The 16,717-nt window shown below is 36.8% G+C and carries 13 protein-coding genes; 8 read left to right on the forward strand and 5 right to left on the reverse strand.

Annotated features, from left to right (window positions below; translation table 11 throughout):
- Positions 1 to 20: 20 nt before the first annotated feature.
- The gene (locus RM706_RS11690) at positions 21 to 371 is read right to left on the reverse strand and encodes a nuclear transport factor 2 family protein (protein ID WP_311351679.1); all 351 of its coding nucleotides are present in this window, start codon (positions 369 to 371) and stop codon (positions 21 to 23) included.
- Between the two features lie 82 nt (positions 372 to 453).
- A complete protein-coding gene (locus tag RM706_RS11695) occupies positions 454 to 2,778 on the reverse strand; it encodes an ATP-dependent helicase (RefSeq protein WP_311351681.1) in 2,325 nt (774 codons plus the stop codon).
- 131 nt (positions 2,779 to 2,909) lie between these two features.
- Between RM706_RS11695 and RM706_RS11700 the strand changes: the two genes are divergently transcribed.
- The 5 genes from RM706_RS11700 to RM706_RS11720 all read left to right on the forward strand — a co-directional run bounded on the left by RM706_RS11700 (position 2,910) and on the right by RM706_RS11720 (position 7,681).
- Positions 2,910 to 3,446: a DsrE family protein gene (locus RM706_RS11700; protein ID WP_311351683.1), complete on the forward strand. Its 537-nt coding sequence runs from the start codon at positions 2,910 to 2,912 to the stop codon at positions 3,444 to 3,446.
- A gap of 11 nt (positions 3,447 to 3,457) precedes the next feature.
- Complete coding sequence (locus tag RM706_RS11705) at positions 3,458 to 4,738, forward strand: amidohydrolase (protein WP_311351685.1); 1,281 nt, start codon at positions 3,458 to 3,460, stop codon at positions 4,736 to 4,738.
- A 38-nt stretch (positions 4,739 to 4,776) separates the two neighbouring features.
- Entirely contained in the window at positions 4,777 to 6,342 is a 1,566-nt protein-coding gene (locus RM706_RS11710) for an FMN-binding glutamate synthase family protein (protein ID WP_432264973.1), read from the forward strand.
- Complete coding sequence (locus RM706_RS11715; protein WP_311351687.1) at positions 6,339 to 7,100, forward strand: hypothetical protein; 762 nt, start codon at positions 6,339 to 6,341, stop codon at positions 7,098 to 7,100. The genes RM706_RS11710 and RM706_RS11715 overlap by 4 nt, the downstream gene beginning before the upstream one ends.
- Before the next feature lie 62 nt (positions 7,101 to 7,162).
- Complete coding sequence (locus tag RM706_RS11720) at positions 7,163 to 7,681, forward strand: DUF7935 family protein (RefSeq protein ID WP_311351689.1); 519 nt, start codon at positions 7,163 to 7,165, stop codon at positions 7,679 to 7,681.
- Between the two features lie 140 nt (positions 7,682 to 7,821).
- Here the strand turns inward: RM706_RS11720 and RM706_RS11725 are convergent, their stop codons facing one another.
- Both RM706_RS11725 and RM706_RS11730 read right to left on the reverse strand, forming a co-directional pair.
- Entirely contained in the window at positions 7,822 to 8,736 is a 915-nt protein-coding gene (locus RM706_RS11725; protein WP_311351691.1) for a patatin-like phospholipase family protein, read from the reverse strand.
- Positions 8,733 to 10,781, reverse strand: a complete 2,049-nt coding sequence (locus RM706_RS11730) for a M1 family metallopeptidase (protein WP_311351693.1) — start codon at positions 10,779 to 10,781, stop codon at positions 8,733 to 8,735. Before RM706_RS11730 ends, RM706_RS11725 begins: the two co-directional genes overlap by 4 nt.
- 47 nt (positions 10,782 to 10,828) lie before the next feature.
- Between RM706_RS11730 and recG the strand changes: the two genes are divergently transcribed.
- The 3 genes from recG to RM706_RS11745 all read left to right on the forward strand — a co-directional run bounded on the left by recG (position 10,829) and on the right by RM706_RS11745 (position 15,266).
- Positions 10,829 to 12,934, forward strand: a complete 2,106-nt coding sequence (gene recG, locus RM706_RS11735) for an ATP-dependent DNA helicase RecG (RefSeq protein ID WP_311351695.1) — start codon at positions 10,829 to 10,831, stop codon at positions 12,932 to 12,934.
- Positions 12,935 to 13,068: 134 nt separating this feature from the next.
- The gene (locus tag RM706_RS11740) at positions 13,069 to 14,187 is read left to right on the forward strand and encodes a hypothetical protein (RefSeq protein ID WP_311351697.1); all 1,119 of its coding nucleotides are present in this window, start codon (positions 13,069 to 13,071) and stop codon (positions 14,185 to 14,187) included.
- A 92-nt stretch (positions 14,188 to 14,279) separates the two neighbouring features.
- Positions 14,280 to 15,266, forward strand: coding sequence for a hypothetical protein (locus RM706_RS11745; RefSeq protein WP_311351700.1), 987 nt, complete (start codon positions 14,280 to 14,282; stop codon positions 15,264 to 15,266).
- Between the two features lie 52 nt (positions 15,267 to 15,318).
- Here the strand turns inward: RM706_RS11745 and RM706_RS11750 are convergent, their stop codons facing one another.
- Positions 15,319 to 16,428, reverse strand: coding sequence for a DUF2911 domain-containing protein (locus RM706_RS11750; protein ID WP_311351702.1), 1,110 nt, complete (start codon positions 16,426 to 16,428; stop codon positions 15,319 to 15,321).
- Positions 16,429 to 16,717: the final 289 nt, after the last annotated feature.

Genomic DNA, 16,717 nt, shown 5'->3' on the forward strand with positions numbered 1-16,717 from the left:
AAACTAACTTCAAACTCTAATTAATTATCTCCTCTGCCTAAATAAGCTCTTATGGATGCTATTTTAGAATCTTTATTAAAAGTAATCACATCAATTACAAATAGTTCTTCGGTCTTATCAACTGTTATTTTAAGTTCGGCAGCTATGCTATCCTCACTCTCATAAGTTGAGAGCACATCTATTTCTATAGAATCAACGGTTTCAAAATTTTTACGGGTTTCCTTTAAAGCTATTTCCTTACCTATTACCCGAATTTTCCAATCGCGCAATATAATGTCATCAGCAAATAGCTCTCCAACACCTTTGATATCTTTATTGGCATATTTTCTTAAATAGGACAGACATAGCTCCTTGTTAGAATTTACAATCATTATATTTTAAAAATAGATTTTTATTCCTTTGATGTAAAAATGGTTTTAAGCTAAATTTACTTTGTCGAGTTACATTTTTGAATTATGAAATCACCTCTAACTTTGCAAAACGCAATAACAACTTCTTAATATCTCCCCGTTCAAATTTAATTTCTGCTTTTTTGTCATTGCCCACTCCTTCTATTTTTAAAACTTGACCTTTTCCAAATCGAGTGTGGTTCACCAAAACCCCTTCAGCTAAATCTGAATCAATTGTATTGGCGTTTTTTGAAGGACTGCCCAATTCAGGTTTTAATTTTCGAAGCTTACGAAGCTGATTTGCATTAGGAGTACCGGCTGCAGGAGGAGTGCCATTTTGAGGTTTTACTTGGCGTAGCTTACTTTTATCGACCTCGCCAAAAATATTGGCATCAATTGTAGATTTATAACGATACCCGTCACTTACTGGTGTTAAATTTTCAACATACTGTTCTTCAATCTCTTCTAAAAATCGACTTGGTTCAGCATCAATCAGTTTCCCCCAACGGTAGCGATTTTGGGTATAGGTCAAATAAGCCTGTTTTTCTGCTCTAGTTAAAGCTACATAGAACAGCCTTCGCTCCTCTTCTAATTCGCTTCTAGTATTCATGCTCATGGCAGAAGGAAACAAATCTTCTTCCATACCAACAATATATACATACGGAAACTCTAACCCTTTTGCCAAATGGATGGTCATTAACGCTACTCGGTCATCATCACCTGTATCTTTATCTAAATCGGTTGCAAGAGCAACATCTTCTAAAAATTCAGTTAGGCTTCCTGTTGCATCAGCCAATTCTTTTTGACCCTCAACAAAATCTTTAATTCCATTGAGCAATTCTTCAATATTCTCCATACGGCCGATACCTTCAGGAGTACCATCTTTTTTAAATTCAAGCAAGAGCCCTGTTTTTTTTGAAACATGTTCTGCTAATGTAAAAGCATCTGAACCTTCATTCATAATCTGAAAGCTCTTGATCATGGTCACAAAATCTTCCAATTTTCTCTGTGTACCTGAGTTAATCTTCAGATTCAACTTAGATAAGTTGTCCATGACTTCAAAAATGGAACGGTCATAATGGTTCGCAGCCACCACCAATTTATCAATAGTGGTCTGCCCTATTCCCCTTGCTGGAAAATTTACTACTCGTTTTAAAGCCTCTTCATCCTTAGGGTTAATGACTAAACGTAAATAGGCCAATACGTCTTTGATCTCTTTGCGCTGGTAAAAGGAAAGTCCACCATATATGCGATACGGAATATCACGTTTGCGCAAGGCATCTTCAATGGCCCTTGATTGCGAATTGGTTCGGTACAACACGGCAAACTCTCCATTACCCATTTGATGGTTCATGCGATTATCCCAAATAGAAGAAGCGACATAACGTCCTTCTTCCGCATCGGTTATGCTCCGGTGGATAATAATTTTATTACCCTCGTCATTTGCCGTCCAAACCACTTTTTCAAGCTGATTTTTATTATTGGCAATAATGGAATTTGCCGCATTCACAATGTTTTTGGTAGAACGATAATTCTGTTCTAAACGGTACATGCCCACATCTTCATAATCACGCTGAAAATTGAGGATGTTATTGATATTTGCCCCTCGAAACGAATAAATACTTTGAGCATCATCACCTACAACACAAATATTTTGATAGCGGTCTGCAAGAGCCTTTACGATTAAATACTGCGAGTGGTTGGTATCTTGATACTCATCAACCAAAATATACCGAAAACGGTCTTGATATTTCATCAATACTTCAGGAAATCGAGTTAGCAATTCGTTGGTTCGTAACAACAAATCATCAAAATCCATAGCTCCAGCTTTAAAGCATCTATCCACGTAATTTTGATAAATCTCCCCTAATCTCGGGCGTTTGGCCATGGCATCGGCTTCTACCAATTCAGGACTCTGAAAATAGGCTTTAACCGTTATTAAACTGTTCTTATAAGATGATATTCGATTCTGAATCTGTTTATACTTGTAGATATCCTTATCCAAACCCATTTCTTTGATAATGGAGGCTATAAGACGTTGCGAATCTTGGGTGTCGTAAATAGTAAAATTGCTTGGATACCCCAGTTTATCGCCGTCAAAACGCAATAACTTGGCAAAAACGGAGTGAAAAGTACCCATCCAAAGGTTTTTGGCCTCCGAGTTACCCACAATATCAGCAATACGCTTTTTCATTTCGCGAGCTGCCTTGTTCGTAAAGGTCAATGCTAGAATATTGAAAGAATCTACCCCCTGTGCCATTAAATGGGCAATTCGATAGGTCAATACCCTTGTTTTTCCAGAGCCTGCACCAGCAATGACCATTAGAGCTCCATCTTTATGCAGAACAGGTGCCCGTTGCGCCTCATTTAATTCATCAATATATGACATGGGAAATTTCCTTTATAGCAAGTCTAAATGTGAAAATAACTAATCTACAGCTATAGATAAAATCAAGCTATAAATACTTTTAAACAGGGAATGATTTCAAAGAACTCATAAATTGAATATATTTAACAACTATGAGCAAAACACTAGCCTTCGTTTTTCTTTTGGGTATAGTTATCAACCTTTCTGCACAAGAAAAGAAAGCTGGCCCTATAATTCAAGATTTCGGCAAAGTTTGGGTAATTGAAAATCCCGATTATCAAGTTCGAACTAATGCAGAACTTAAAGTAGTTTTTGACATTATGAATAGCCCTGACGACTTGACCAAGAGCAATGCTAGTATTGAAACGGCGGCCCGCTTTTTAAATATGCATGGGCAAAGCGGAGTTTCAAAAGAGCATATGAAGGTTGCTCTTGTAGTGCATAACAAAGCCTCAAAGGATATTATAACCAATGAAGCCTACGAAGCGCGTTATGGTGTGGAAAATCCGAATTCGAAAATGGTACAACAACTAATGGATGCTGGGGTTGAATTTATTTTCTGCGGACAATCATCCTTTTCAAGGAGCTTTCCTATTGAAGAAACCATTTCAGGAGTGCAACTATCACTTTCTGCTATGACAGCATTAATACAATTACAAAATGACGGATACCGTCTTATAAAATTCTAAATTCAAAACTTATGAATCGATTAGTAATACTAGGGCTTTGTCTTTTCACCTCAAGCTTATTTGCTCAAGGCCCAAATCTTGAAAAAGATTATGAAAAAATAGAAAATAAGGTCATTGAATGGCGACACGATATCCACCAAAACCCCGAATTGGGAAATCGTGAGTTCCAAACAGCTGAAAAAATAGCCAACCATTTAAAATCATTAGGAATTGAAGTGAAAACTGGGGTCGCCCATACTGGAGTTGTTGGCCTTTTAAAAGGTAATAGTCCAGGTAAAGTTGTAGCATTAAGAGCAGATATTGATGCCTTACCTGTTACGGAGCGTAACGACCTTCCTTTCAAATCAACCGTTACTTCAGAGTTTTTAGGAGAAAAAGTTGGCGTGATGCATGCTTGTGGTCATGATACCCATACAGCAATTTTAATGGGTGTTGCCGAGATACTTTCAAAAAACAAAGATAAAATCAAAGGCACTGTAAAATTCATTTTTCAACCTTCAGAAGAAGGTCCACCACCTGGTGAAGAAGGTGGTGCCCTATTAATGGTAAAAGAGGGCGTAATGGAAAACCCAAAGGTCGATGCTATTTTTGGATTACATATTAATTCACAAACACCTGTAGGAATGATTCGCTACAAATTTGGGGGCGCCATGGCCGCAGCACAAAGTTTTACTATAAAAGTAAATGGAAAGCAAAGCCATGGTTCACAACCATGGGGTGGTGTAGATCCCATTTTAATAAGTGCTAAAATCATTGATGGTCTCCAAACCATAATAAGTCGCGAAACTGAACTCACAAATGAAGCCGCTGTTATTACTGTGGGCAAAATCAAAAGTGGAGTTCGTTCCAATATTATACCTGAAAGTGCAGAAATGTTAGGTACTATAAGAACTTTGGACTATGACATGAAAGATAAGTTGAACAAGCGCATGGTCGAAATGGTAGAAACTATTGCCAAGGCGTATGGGGGAACAGCAACTTGTGTCATTAAAGATGCCACAGATATCACCTACAATGAACCTGCTTTGGTATCACAGATGTTACCTACGCTTAAACGTGTTGCTGGTGATGAAAATGTAATAGCCCAAAAAGCTATAACTGGTGCTGAAGACTTTTCTTATTTTCAGCGAGAAGCTCCTGGGTTTTTCTTCTTTTTAGGGGGAATGACGCCAGGCAATACAGAATCGTTTCCACATCACACGCCAGATTTTTTGATTGACGATGCCGGAATGCAACTAGGAGTTAAAGCGATGACAGAATTGACGTTGGATTATCTTTCAAGCGGACAATAACAAATTAATTAGTCTTCTTGAGCTTTGATATGGAGAGTATGATAGACTTCTTTACTAGGGTTTCTTGGTGGCTATGGGTGTTGGTGTTTTTGGTGATTGTTGCTATTTGGGATATCTTTTTTCAACGTTCTCATACAATTAAACACAATTTTCCAATAGTCGGGCATTTGCGTTATTGGCTGGAAAGCATTGGTCCTGAAATGCGACAGTACTTTGTAGCTAACAATCGCGAAGAGCTTCCTTTTAATAGAATTGAGCGCGGTTGGATTTATGCTTCTGCAAAAAAGGAGAACAATTACGAAGGCTTTGGTACAGATAGGGACATCCATGCCCATCAACACATCTTTGTAAAGAACGCTATGATTGGGTATCAACTTCCAAAAGAACATCAAAATACTAAAAATCCATATTTTTTACCGTGTGCCAAGGTGATAGGGGCATATAATAAACGAAAGCAACCTTTTCGTCCAGCTTCTATAATCAATGTCTCCGCAATGAGTTTTGGCTCGCTATCAGCTGCTGCAGTAAAAGCTATGAACAAAGGGGTGCAAAAAGCCAATGCTTATCAAAATACTGGTGAGGGCGGTCTATCGCCCTATCACAAACAAGGTGGCGATGTAATTTTCCATTTTGGAACTGGATATTTTGGTGTTCGTTCTAAGGATGGTAATTTCTCTATGGAGAAAATGAAAGTACTAGTTGATGAAAACCCATGCATCAAAGCCATAGAAATTAAATTATCGCAGGGCGCCAAACCTGGAAAAGGAGGAGTACTTCCTGGCGCTAAAATAACAAAAGAAATTGCTGAAATAAGAGGTGTTGAAATAGGAAAGGATGTTCTGTCACCAGCAACACATAAAGCTTTTAGTTCTATCCCTGAGCTTTTAGAATTGATTGAAAAAATTGCGCAAGAAACGGGATTGCCGGTTGGTATTAAAGCTGCTATCGGGAAACTCAACCAATGGGAAGAATTAGCAGATTTAATGAAAACTTCCGGTAAAGGTCCAGATTTTATTACGGTTGACGGTGGTGAGGGCGGTACTGGTGCAGCTCCACCAAGTTTCGCAGATCATGTTTCTTTACCATGGGTTTATGCTTTCGCCAGTTTATACAAAATATTCAAAGAGCTAGGTCTTACAGAACGAATTGTATTTATTGGTAGCGGAAAATTAGGCTTTCCCGCTAAAGCAGCCATGGCTTTTGCTATGGGCGTAGATTGTATCAATGTTGCTCGTGAGGCTATGATGAGCATTGGCTGTATTCAAGCTCAGATATGCCATACCAACCGCTGCCCGGCTGGTGTTGCAACACAAAGTAAATGGTTGCAAAATGGCATCAACGTACCTTTGAAATCAGATAGGTTAGCACAGTATTTTAAAACCTTTAGAAAAGAGTTTTTAGAAATCACTCGTGCGGCTGGTTATGAACATCCTTGTCAATTTACTATGCAAGATATTCAAGTAAATGTAGATGATGATTATCTTAGCAGTGATTTAAAGACCGTGTATGGTTATGAAAAAACTCAAGTGCCGTTTAAAAATATGCAAGACTTGTCTGATTGTCAATATTTAGGTGGAGCACTAAAAACTACAATTAAAGTATGAGAAGATTTTTACCCCTTTTTGCATTATTGGTTTTCACAACAACCTCAGCCCAGAAAAAAAGCGAACTCATTGCAAAAGTCAGTGAACTTGAGAAGACAATTATGTCCTTGAACGATTCTGTATCTCAAGCACAACGAGAAATCAATGCATCTAATTCTAAAGCTGAGTTGTTTGAAAAGGAGAATGAAGACTTAAGGGCTGCCAATGCTACCTTGCTCCAAAACCTAACCAATTTCTCTAAAATTTCCAAACAAAATACGGAGTCTGTTGGCAATGCTTTAAATAGTCTAAAAAAGAAAGAAGAGCAGCTTAGAATAATAACAGATAACTTCTCAAGAAACGATTCTATTGCCATTGCAATTTTCACACAAATAAAACAGACCATGGGCCCAGAAGTAAAAGCCGGGGTTTCAAATGGAATTGTTAGTATTTCAAATTCATTGGATGGGCTTTTTGGTTCTGATAGTGCATCGACACTTACAGAATCAGGGGCGGATTGGACTACCAAAGTTGGTGCTATTGTAAAAGCAAATCCAGACCGTTCAATTATTGTTGAGGGATTGAATATTACTGGAGAATTTGCGGTCACTTATGCTCAAGCCTCTACTATTGCTAATAGATTAGCTAAAACTGAAGGTGTTGGATCAGAAAAAATTCAAATCGTGGTAAAAGATGGTAATTTTAAGGAAGGAATTTCAGTAAGAATTGCTCCTAATGACACTGCATTTTACCAAATGGTGAAAAAAGAATTCCAGTAAGTCATCAAATATACTTTTAGAAACAAAATAGCGTTCTAATTTCATCAAAACCAAAATGAACTATGAGCGGAGATCAAATTTTCCAACTATTTGCTTATTTATTACCATCAGTGGTAACTGGGGCAATCGCCTTTTACTTTTTCAGAATGCATACTAATAATGAAGAAGGCAGAAGACGTTTTTTGCTGCATAAAGATTCTCAAAAAGATACACTGCCAGTGCGCTTGCAAGCTTATGAACGCATGGTACTATTTTTAGAGCGTATTGCAATTAATAATTTGGTTGTCCGTGTGGCTCCTCAAGGTCAAGATAAAGCCAAATATGAAAATCTACTAATCAAACAAGTAGAGAATGAGTTTGACCATAACTTATCACAACAAATTTATATGACCGATGAGTGCTGGAATATCATTAAAGCTGCGAAAAGCGCAACTATTCAAATTATTCGTTCTGCTGGTATGAGCGAAGCAGATTCTGCAGATAAACTTCGCGAAGACATTTTAAATCAAACCATGGAAAAGCAATCCCCATCTGCCACGGCACTATCCTTTGTAAAGAAGGAGATAGGAGAATTGTGGTAAGAACAAAAATCCCTAGTCGAAAAGGGAGAATTAATATTTATTATCTGGGTAAATGTAGTTGTCAGCATATTGAAAAACACATGTTAAACCCCATAGTTTCATATTAATTTTGAATTTGAAACTTGAGCTTGAATTTTATTTTACTCCTGTAAATCAGGTTCTATAGGCATACTCTCAGTATTTTTATTTTTAGCATATAAATAGCCTCTTTTCCACCAACGCGTCATTTTTTCCTTATTGAAAATCAAGGAGTTTGTTGTTAATATTGTTGGCGTGTAATAAAGGTTAATAATCGCATTTTTTTGGTTTGCCACTAATTTTCCAACACGTATGTTTTGGTGTTCGATTCGGTCTAAAATAAACCCAATTATAGTAGTGATGAGTTCAAAAGGATTGCGAGAAGGCATTCGATTGTAATAACTGACTTCAGTATGCAATACCACAACATCAACTTCTGTAGCCCCTCTGTTTATTGCTTCTTCAATTGGCACTAAACTGCCTAATCCGCCATCGGCATATTCACAGCCATTCTTTCGAACCAAGCTCATGAACGGTGTATAATTAGATGAAATCCATATCCAATCACAATATTCATCATAGGTGCAGTCATTAATAGATTTATATTCTACTTGATTCAGAGAAAGATTGGAAACCGTAACGGTAATATCTAAAGGGCCATTTTTTAATTCTTCAAACTCGTTAATGGTAATACTCTCTCTAATCAGACTTCTTAAGTTCTCACTCTCACCAAAAGTCTTTTTTCCTTTTAAAAAGTTTTTCAAAATATTCCAGTGATTCATGGATATAATGTCAGAGCCATGCTTTTTTTTAATGATAAAAGGACAATTATTAAAAATAGTTTTCTGGTTGACGTTTGAATATATGTCTTTGATTTTATCAATCTTACCTAAAGCCAAATGGGAAATCAAGAGACTGCCTGTGGAAGTGCCAACAAAAATATCATATTTATAAGCTGCTTCTTGAATTAAGAATTGGGCAACACCACCAGCAAATGCACCCTTACTACCACCACCTGAAATAACCAATGCTCTCATTGATTTATCAATTTATTCAATGTATTTCTTTGCTCTAAAGTTAATGAACTTGAAATGTTCAAAAGTCTTTCTTTAAGTTTTTCATCTTTAACTAACTCTCGCAATAAATTCCTTGAAGACTTTTTGAACTGCCAAACATGATGCTGACAGGCTTCAATAAGGCTATAGAGAGATTCATCACTTAATGCCATTATTTGATTCAAATATTGAAAAGCCAACTGGCGTACTTCAAAATGATTTTGAGGTTGGGTATACCCATTCAATTCTCGATAATACTCTTGTTTCTTTTCAGGGTCGTATTCAGGAGTAACCAAAGCTAAGGTCAACCACAACAAACGCAAATTCTTATTGGGCAATCCTACCATTTCTCTAGTTTTCTCAAGATAAGCAATTCTGCTTTTTGGAAATGATACCCAAAGATTGTACAAAGCAAATTCTCTCGTCAAATAACTTCCTTCGTTTAAAAGTAGTTCCACATCTTTTTTAAGAAGATCAGGGATATTTACAAGAAGTTGAATTGCCTTCTGTCTAATTTTTGGTTCCCCATCGGCAAGTAATATTTTGTAATCTGATTCAGAATACTTATCCTTAAAATTATTTATCAAATTCAATTTGTACTCAACAGGTGATTCTTCTTTTAAAAAATCTAAGGAAAACGATTCTCTATGTTTTTCTACAAAAAACATTCGAATAGAAGGGTTCTTTGACATAAGAAAAATTTTCACCTCATCCCAAGGAAATGTTTCAGATTCTAGCCATTTCTTGCGGTAATTAGTTAAATCTTTGTTTGATACCAATTCCAACTCCGCAATGAAATCGGCGATAGTTACATTTTTGAATTGGTACTTTTTAAGGTAAGTCTCAACTCCTTTCTTAAAAGCTTCCTCCCCTACTTTATCTTTAAGTAATACTAAGGCCCATGCTCCTTTTTCATAAAAAGTCAAACTATTCGCATTTGGGTTGGTCAACGCTTCTCCATCTCCATTTTCAGAGAGGTTGTACAGCGTCTTTGCTGTTTTATAGAGTTTCCAATAAAAATAATCATCACCAAATAAATGTTGTTCTGTCAAATAGGCGTAATAGGTAGCAAAACCTTCATGAAGCCAATGATGTTTGCCACTTTCTTCAGTAACTAAATTACCGAACCACTGATGCGCCATTTCATGTGCATTCACGTTTACATAGTTCTTATCTACAAAAGCAGTGGAATCAATCATATATTGATTCGAAAAAATTGTAGTTCCAGTATTCTCCATTCCCGCATATAAAAAATCTTTTACTGGAATTTGTTTATAATTCTGCCATGGATAACTAAAGCCTATCTCTTTTTCTAAAAAATCAAAAATTTCTTTGGTATATCGATAGGTAGGTTCCACTTTAGAACTGTCTTTGGGTTCGTAATACAGTTCTATTGGTATGCCTGAAGATGATTTCAAAACCTTTTTGTTATAATCCCCGATGACAAAAGCGGAGAGGTAGCTGCTCATAGGGTCAAGCATATCAAATTTCCACTCAGCAAGACCATCTTCTACAAACTTTCCTTTGAGTTTGCCATTGGCAATAACTGTGTATTTTTGATCAGCTAAAATGGTAAGATCCAGCTCAATTTTTTCATTCATATCATCAAAACTGGGTAGCCAATGACTGGTGTATTTGCCCTGTCCCTGTGTCCAAACTTGATGCGAAAGGGGTTCAGAATCTGATCTAACAAAATAGACTGTCTGTTTAGGTTTAGCAACAAATCTTAAAAACAGTTGATGGTTACCAATTGTAGGCGGAGCCTCAAAACCTAATCGCTTTCCCGAATTAGAATATTCGATTTCCCTTCCATTCAAAGCAACGTATAAAAAAGTCATATCTACTGCATCGATGAAAATAGAATCTACCTTGGTTTTTATCTCAAAATCATAGGTGCCTTTACCAAAAATTTCTTTTGATTCTAAAATTGGCAGAATTTCCATATCTATTTTTACAAAACTTACTTTGGGTTTCTTTTGGGCGCAAAGTGAGAAAATAGATAAAACAACAATAAGTAGGATTCTCATAAAAGCTAAACTATCAAAAGTCAATCCAAATTACATATTTTAGTCTGATGAATCCCAATTATCTTCAAACACCTTTAGTTTACTTGAAAGGAGTCGGCCCAAATAGAGCCGAAACCCTGAAGTCAGAGTTGGGCATGGAAACTTTTGGAGACTTACTGCAACTATTTCCGAATCGGTATTTGGATAAAACCCAATACTATAAAATTAATCAGCTAAGAGATAGCGGTGCTGATGTTCAGATAACTGGAAAAATCATTCATTTAAAAACCGTAGAACAGAAAAGAGGAAAACGCTTGGTGGCAACTTTTGTGGATGATACCGGTCAGTTGGACTTGGTTTGGTTCAGAAGTCAAAAATGGATTCGAGAAAATATAAAACTCAATGAGTTTTATGTGGTTTTTGGAAGAATAAATAAGTATAGTAGTAGCTTTTCAATGCCCCACCCAGAAATGGAACTCTTAACAGAGCATCAAGCGGGGCTTAAAATAAACATGCAACCCATATATCCATCAACAGAAAAGCTTAGTAATTCAGGGATAACCAATAAGGTCATTTCTAAATTGATTCAGCAACTATTTATAGAGACCAAGGCAGACTTTGAAGAAACCTTTTCAAAAGCCTTATTGGATGAGTTAAAACTCATTTCTAAAGTGGATGCACTGCTAAACATACACTTTCCTAAAAGCCAAGAGCTTTTGACCAAAGCTCAGTTTCGATTAAAATTTGAGGAATTGTTTTTTGTACAGCTACAGTTGTTGAATAAAAAAGCAATCCGAAAACATAAAATAAAAGGACTACCCTTTGACCAAGTAGGTGAATATTTCAATATTTTTTTTAAAAACCACCTCCCTTTTGAGCTAACGAATGCTCAAAAAAGAGTCATCAAAGAGATTCGAAATGATATGGGCAGCAGTGCTCAAATGAATCGATTATTACAAGGTGATGTAGGTTCAGGGAAAACCATTGTGGCCCTAATGTGCATGCTATTGGCCATTGACAATGATTATCAGGCATGTCTTATGGCGCCGACAGAGATTTTGGCGCAACAGCACTATAATGGACTTAAAGATTTAGTACAAGGCATGCCTATAAAAATTGCTTTACTCACAGGTTCCACAAAAAAGTCAGAACGTACGTTTTTACATAACCAACTTGAAAATGGTAACTTAAATATTTTGGTTGGTACCCATGCCGTTCTTGAGGATAAAGTTCAGTTTAAGAATCTTGGGTTGGCAGTCATTGATGAGCAACATCGTTTTGGGGTGGCCCAACGATCCAAATTGTGGCATAAAAACTCCATCCCGCCCCATATTTTGGTAATGACTGCCACTCCAATTCCAAGAACTTTGGCTATGAGCCTTTATGGTGATTTGGACATCTCTGTTATTGATGAACTTCCTCCAGGACGTAAATCCATTAAAACGGTACATCGTTATGATGCTAATCGTTTAAAGGTATTTCGTTTTATAAAGGATGAAATCAAAAAAGGCCGGCAGATTTATATCGTTTACCCCTTAATTCAAGAATCTGAAGCTTTAGATTATAAAGATTTAATGGATGGGTACGAAAGTATTGCTCGTGAATTTCCTTTACCCGATTATCAAATATCTATTGTTCATGGTAAAATGAAACCTAGGGACAAAGATTATGAAATGGAACGTTTTGTTAGAGGCGAAACACAAATAATGGTTGCCACTACTGTTATTGAAGTTGGAGTCAATGTGCCCAATGCCTCAGTAATGATTATTGAAAGTGCTGAACGTTTTGGATTATCACAATTGCACCAGCTGAGGGGGCGTGTTGGTCGTGGAGCGGAACAAAGCTTTTGTATTCTCATGACCAGTCATAAATTGTCTAATGATTCCAAAACCCGCTTAGAGACAATGGTCAGAACAAATGATGGTTTTGAAATCGCCGAAGTCGATTTAAAATTACGTGGTCCAGGCGATTTAATGGGTACCAAGCAAAGTGGATTGCTCAATCTAAAAATTGCCGATATCGTGAAAGACAATCATATTTTAAAATCAGCCCGATATTACGCCATACAACTTTTAAAAGCTGACCCAAAATTAGAATTGCCCCAACACCAAGTTATTAGAAAAGCCTATACCAACTTGGTTAAGGATAAAGCGATTTGGGGGTATATTAGTTAAAAGGCAATAATATTTTCTAGAATTGAATTCAAAAGTATATAAATGTACTTTCACTCGTTAAAATTAGGTTAATTCCTCTTTTTTAACGGTATAGTTTCTAAAAAGAGAATATTTTGAAATTAAAACAGACCATCATGAAAAAATTTCTATTTGTCTTAGGTATAGCTGCTATGGCAGCACTAGGTATTTCTGCAGCAATCGAAAAGGATACCGTAGCATTAACAGCTGATTTTACTTATGGGAATCCAGAAATAAGTTCTATTAATAGCATGAGTTTTGGCCCAGAAGGAATTTTATTTATAGGAGATTCAAAAAAAGCCACCATTTATGCTTTGGACACTCAAGACAAGGCAATAAAAGAAAAAGGTGGTGAAATTAGAATTGAAGGTTTTGATAAGAAAATTGCTGCTTCATTGGGTACCACGGTAGATGACATCAAGATTATGGATATGGTTGTTAATCCCATATCGAAAATGCCCTATTTTTCGATCAGTACTATTGACGGAACTCCCGTTGTGCTTCGGTTGAATGGTGAAAACCTTGAAAATATATCGCTAAAAGCAATAAGTTATTCAGAAATTAAGATTAATGACCCAATCGGTGAAGACGTAAAAGATAAATGGGAAAGACCACAACGTATTTGGTCAATTTCTGACCTAAAATATCACAATGGAAAAGTTATGGTTTCGGGACTTTCCAACAAAGAATTTGCCTCAACGTTCAGAAGCATTCCATTTCCTTTTTCTGAAAGCCAAATGGCTGCTTCCCTTGAAATTTGGCATGCTGCCCACGGGGCCTTCGAAACCCACGCCCCAATTAAAACTTTTGATGTTATCACCCTAGAGGGAACCGATTATTTAATGGCCAGCTATACTTGTACCCCCTTGGTTCTTTTCCCCATGGGCGAGCTGACAGAAGGAGTACATCAAAAAGGGCGTACCGTTGCGGAATTGGGTGCTGGGAACTCGCCGCTCGATATGATATCATATGAAAAGGAAGGCGAAAAATACTTTTTAATGTCCAATAACAATCGCCCAGTGATGCGATTCGATTATTCAGACATCGCCAATTTCAAAGAAACATTAACGGAACCTGTTGAAGAATTTGCTGTTGCTACTGGGGTGCCCTATGATAATCTTCCCTTTCCCCACGTATTACAAATGGATTTACTTGATAATGAAAATGTGCTGTATGTGCAACGTACGGCTGATGGTGATGTGCTGCTAAGAAGTCGCAGTACAAAATGGATGTAATCCGTCTTATAAATAACTTACAAAAAATCAAGAGCTGCTTGGTCTTCTTTTGTGTTGTCTTTATTTTTCTTGGATGTAGGGACACCAAAATAATGGTCGACCCTATTTTAGAATATGAAAATGGTAAGGCCGTTCGAGTTTTATTTAAAAGTGATTGGGATGCTAAGCAAATTAATGTTTATCATCTTAATAATGCGGATACTCCTATTCTAGGGAATTTCGCCAAAAAAGAGGGACAGATCATTTTTACCCCTGCCATTCCTTTTTCAGATGGTAATCAATTTGGTATCGCACGTTACGGAAAACAAATTGCTCACTTTAAAGTTAAAACTAGAGCGATTAGTAAAAAACCAGAGCTATTGGTCATTTACCCAAGAATGGATACTGTACCTGTGAACATTCTTAAAATGTATATGGTATTTTCACACCCTATGCAACATATAGGCAGTCCTTTGGACTTTATTACTGTCTTTGATAAAACGGATAATATAGAGGTACATCCTTTTTTAGATTTAGAGACCGAGCTATGGGACAAAAAGCATACGAGATTGACCCTCTGGTTTGATCCAGGAAGGATAAAAACCGACCTTATTCCAAACAAAGAAAAAGGACTTCCACTAAAGCAAGGTCATGTCTATACCATAACCATTGATAAAAATTGGAAATCTGCTACTGGTTTCCCTTTAGCACAGTCCTATTCAAAAACCCTCAAGATAGTTGGTAAAGACGGTAAAAGTCCGGATTTAACTAATTGGAAGATAACTGCACCTTTGGAGAATACTAAAAGTCCTCTAAAAATAGATTTCCATGATGCCTTGGATCCAGTTCTTGCCCTGGAATGCATCAAATTGTTCAAAGGAGATACACCACTCTCAGGAAATCTTAAACTATCAAATACCGATAAGACCATACTATTTGAGCCTAATCATTTTTGGAAAAAGGGAGTCTATAAACTTGGGGTAAATCCTATTTTAGAAGATTTAGCTGGCAATAATCTTAAAAACCTCTTTGATTCTGATTTGAAAAAAATTGGAACAGAAAAAAAAACTGTAACTACGCTTGAGTTTAGCGTTCAATAACACAAACGCCCAGCTTAAGCTGGGCGTTCAAATTCTAGCTTGTAAATGAGAATTAGTTAATATCCGTTCCCGCGTTCAATTTTTCAATATTGGAGGCAATAGCATTTTTATTTACTTGGTCCGGGGCCCTTCCTTCAGCAACTTTTATATGTTTTAAGGCACTTTTGTAGTTTCCTACCGCAGAATATCCTCTGGACAGCCCATAATCAACAGGCCATTGCCCTTTAAATTTTTTGGCATTCCACTTAAAAACTTCCAAAGCTTTTTCTTTTTGACCAGCACCGATTAATTGCCGTCCATAACCATGTACTTGAAAAACAGTTCCCATGGGCATGGCTTCATCCATTATGGCCAGTGCTTCGTTCATCTTACCTTGTTTCATTAAAATTTGTGCCTTAATGCTCAAATTATTGAAGTTCTTCTGACTAAAAAATTGGCCGGCTATTGCAGCATCAATCCATCCCAGAGCCTCATCAAGCTGACCACCGTTGTTTAAGGCATAATTGGCCGCTTGTTCCCAAGACTGACGATTAAATCCGGGTTGAGATTGTAATTTTGACCTTATATCTGCTAAAACCAAATCCGATACCGGTACCTCAATTTTAAAGGGAATCTGCTTTTTCTCCCAATTTAATGAAGCCACCGCCGATGAAGCATCTACATCGTTAAATTCAAAACGTAACTGCTCAACATGGGCAATTTCTTTGGCGGTAACGTCAACTTTTAATATGTCTTCAGATGGTTCATAAAAATAACTTCCCCAAGCTCCTGAATTGCTTGAAAAAATGACGCTACCCGAATTATCTTCATTGATGACCATATGAAGACCGTACTTACCTGCAGGCAACACTTGACCACCAATAGTAACATCATGCGTAGTTTTAAAAATGGTATTCTCATTAGCTCCGGCTCTCCAAGGCGATTCTTTTGCCGTGCCAAAACCAAGATTATTCATTCCGTAAGGTACTAGAGCACCCCATATTTCTCTGTCATTTACGCTAGGTCTCGAGTAAATAATTTCAACATCGGTAATACCAATGCGTTGCGATACCGTTGCCATCTGACTTCCTCTGGGCAAATCCAATTGTGCAAAACTGTTGGTTGCAAAACTTAAAACTGCAAAAAGAAATAATAATGCAGTTCTTGTGTAACATTTTTTCATTTGTCTGTTTTTATTGTTGCTAAAAATTTTAGGTTGTGATTAAAAGTATTCATAGTGCTGTCCGTAATTCGTTATCATTGTGTTAAATGAGTAATATTACTGTTAAAAACATTCATTTTTATTGGGTTAGGCTTTTGGCCCTAACTATTTAGTGAATAGAAAAAAATGATTTTAATCTATGTACAGCAATCAGATAATTGTTTTGATATAAGCTTGAACATCGTAATTTCACATATCTGTTATAGCCTCTGAAAGGTCTACAATTTTTACATTTGCTTGTTAAATTCGA

This window comes from Croceitalea rosinachiae (assembly GCF_031846445.1).
Classification (GTDB): Bacteria; Bacteroidota; Bacteroidia; order Flavobacteriales; family Flavobacteriaceae; genus Croceitalea; species Croceitalea rosinachiae.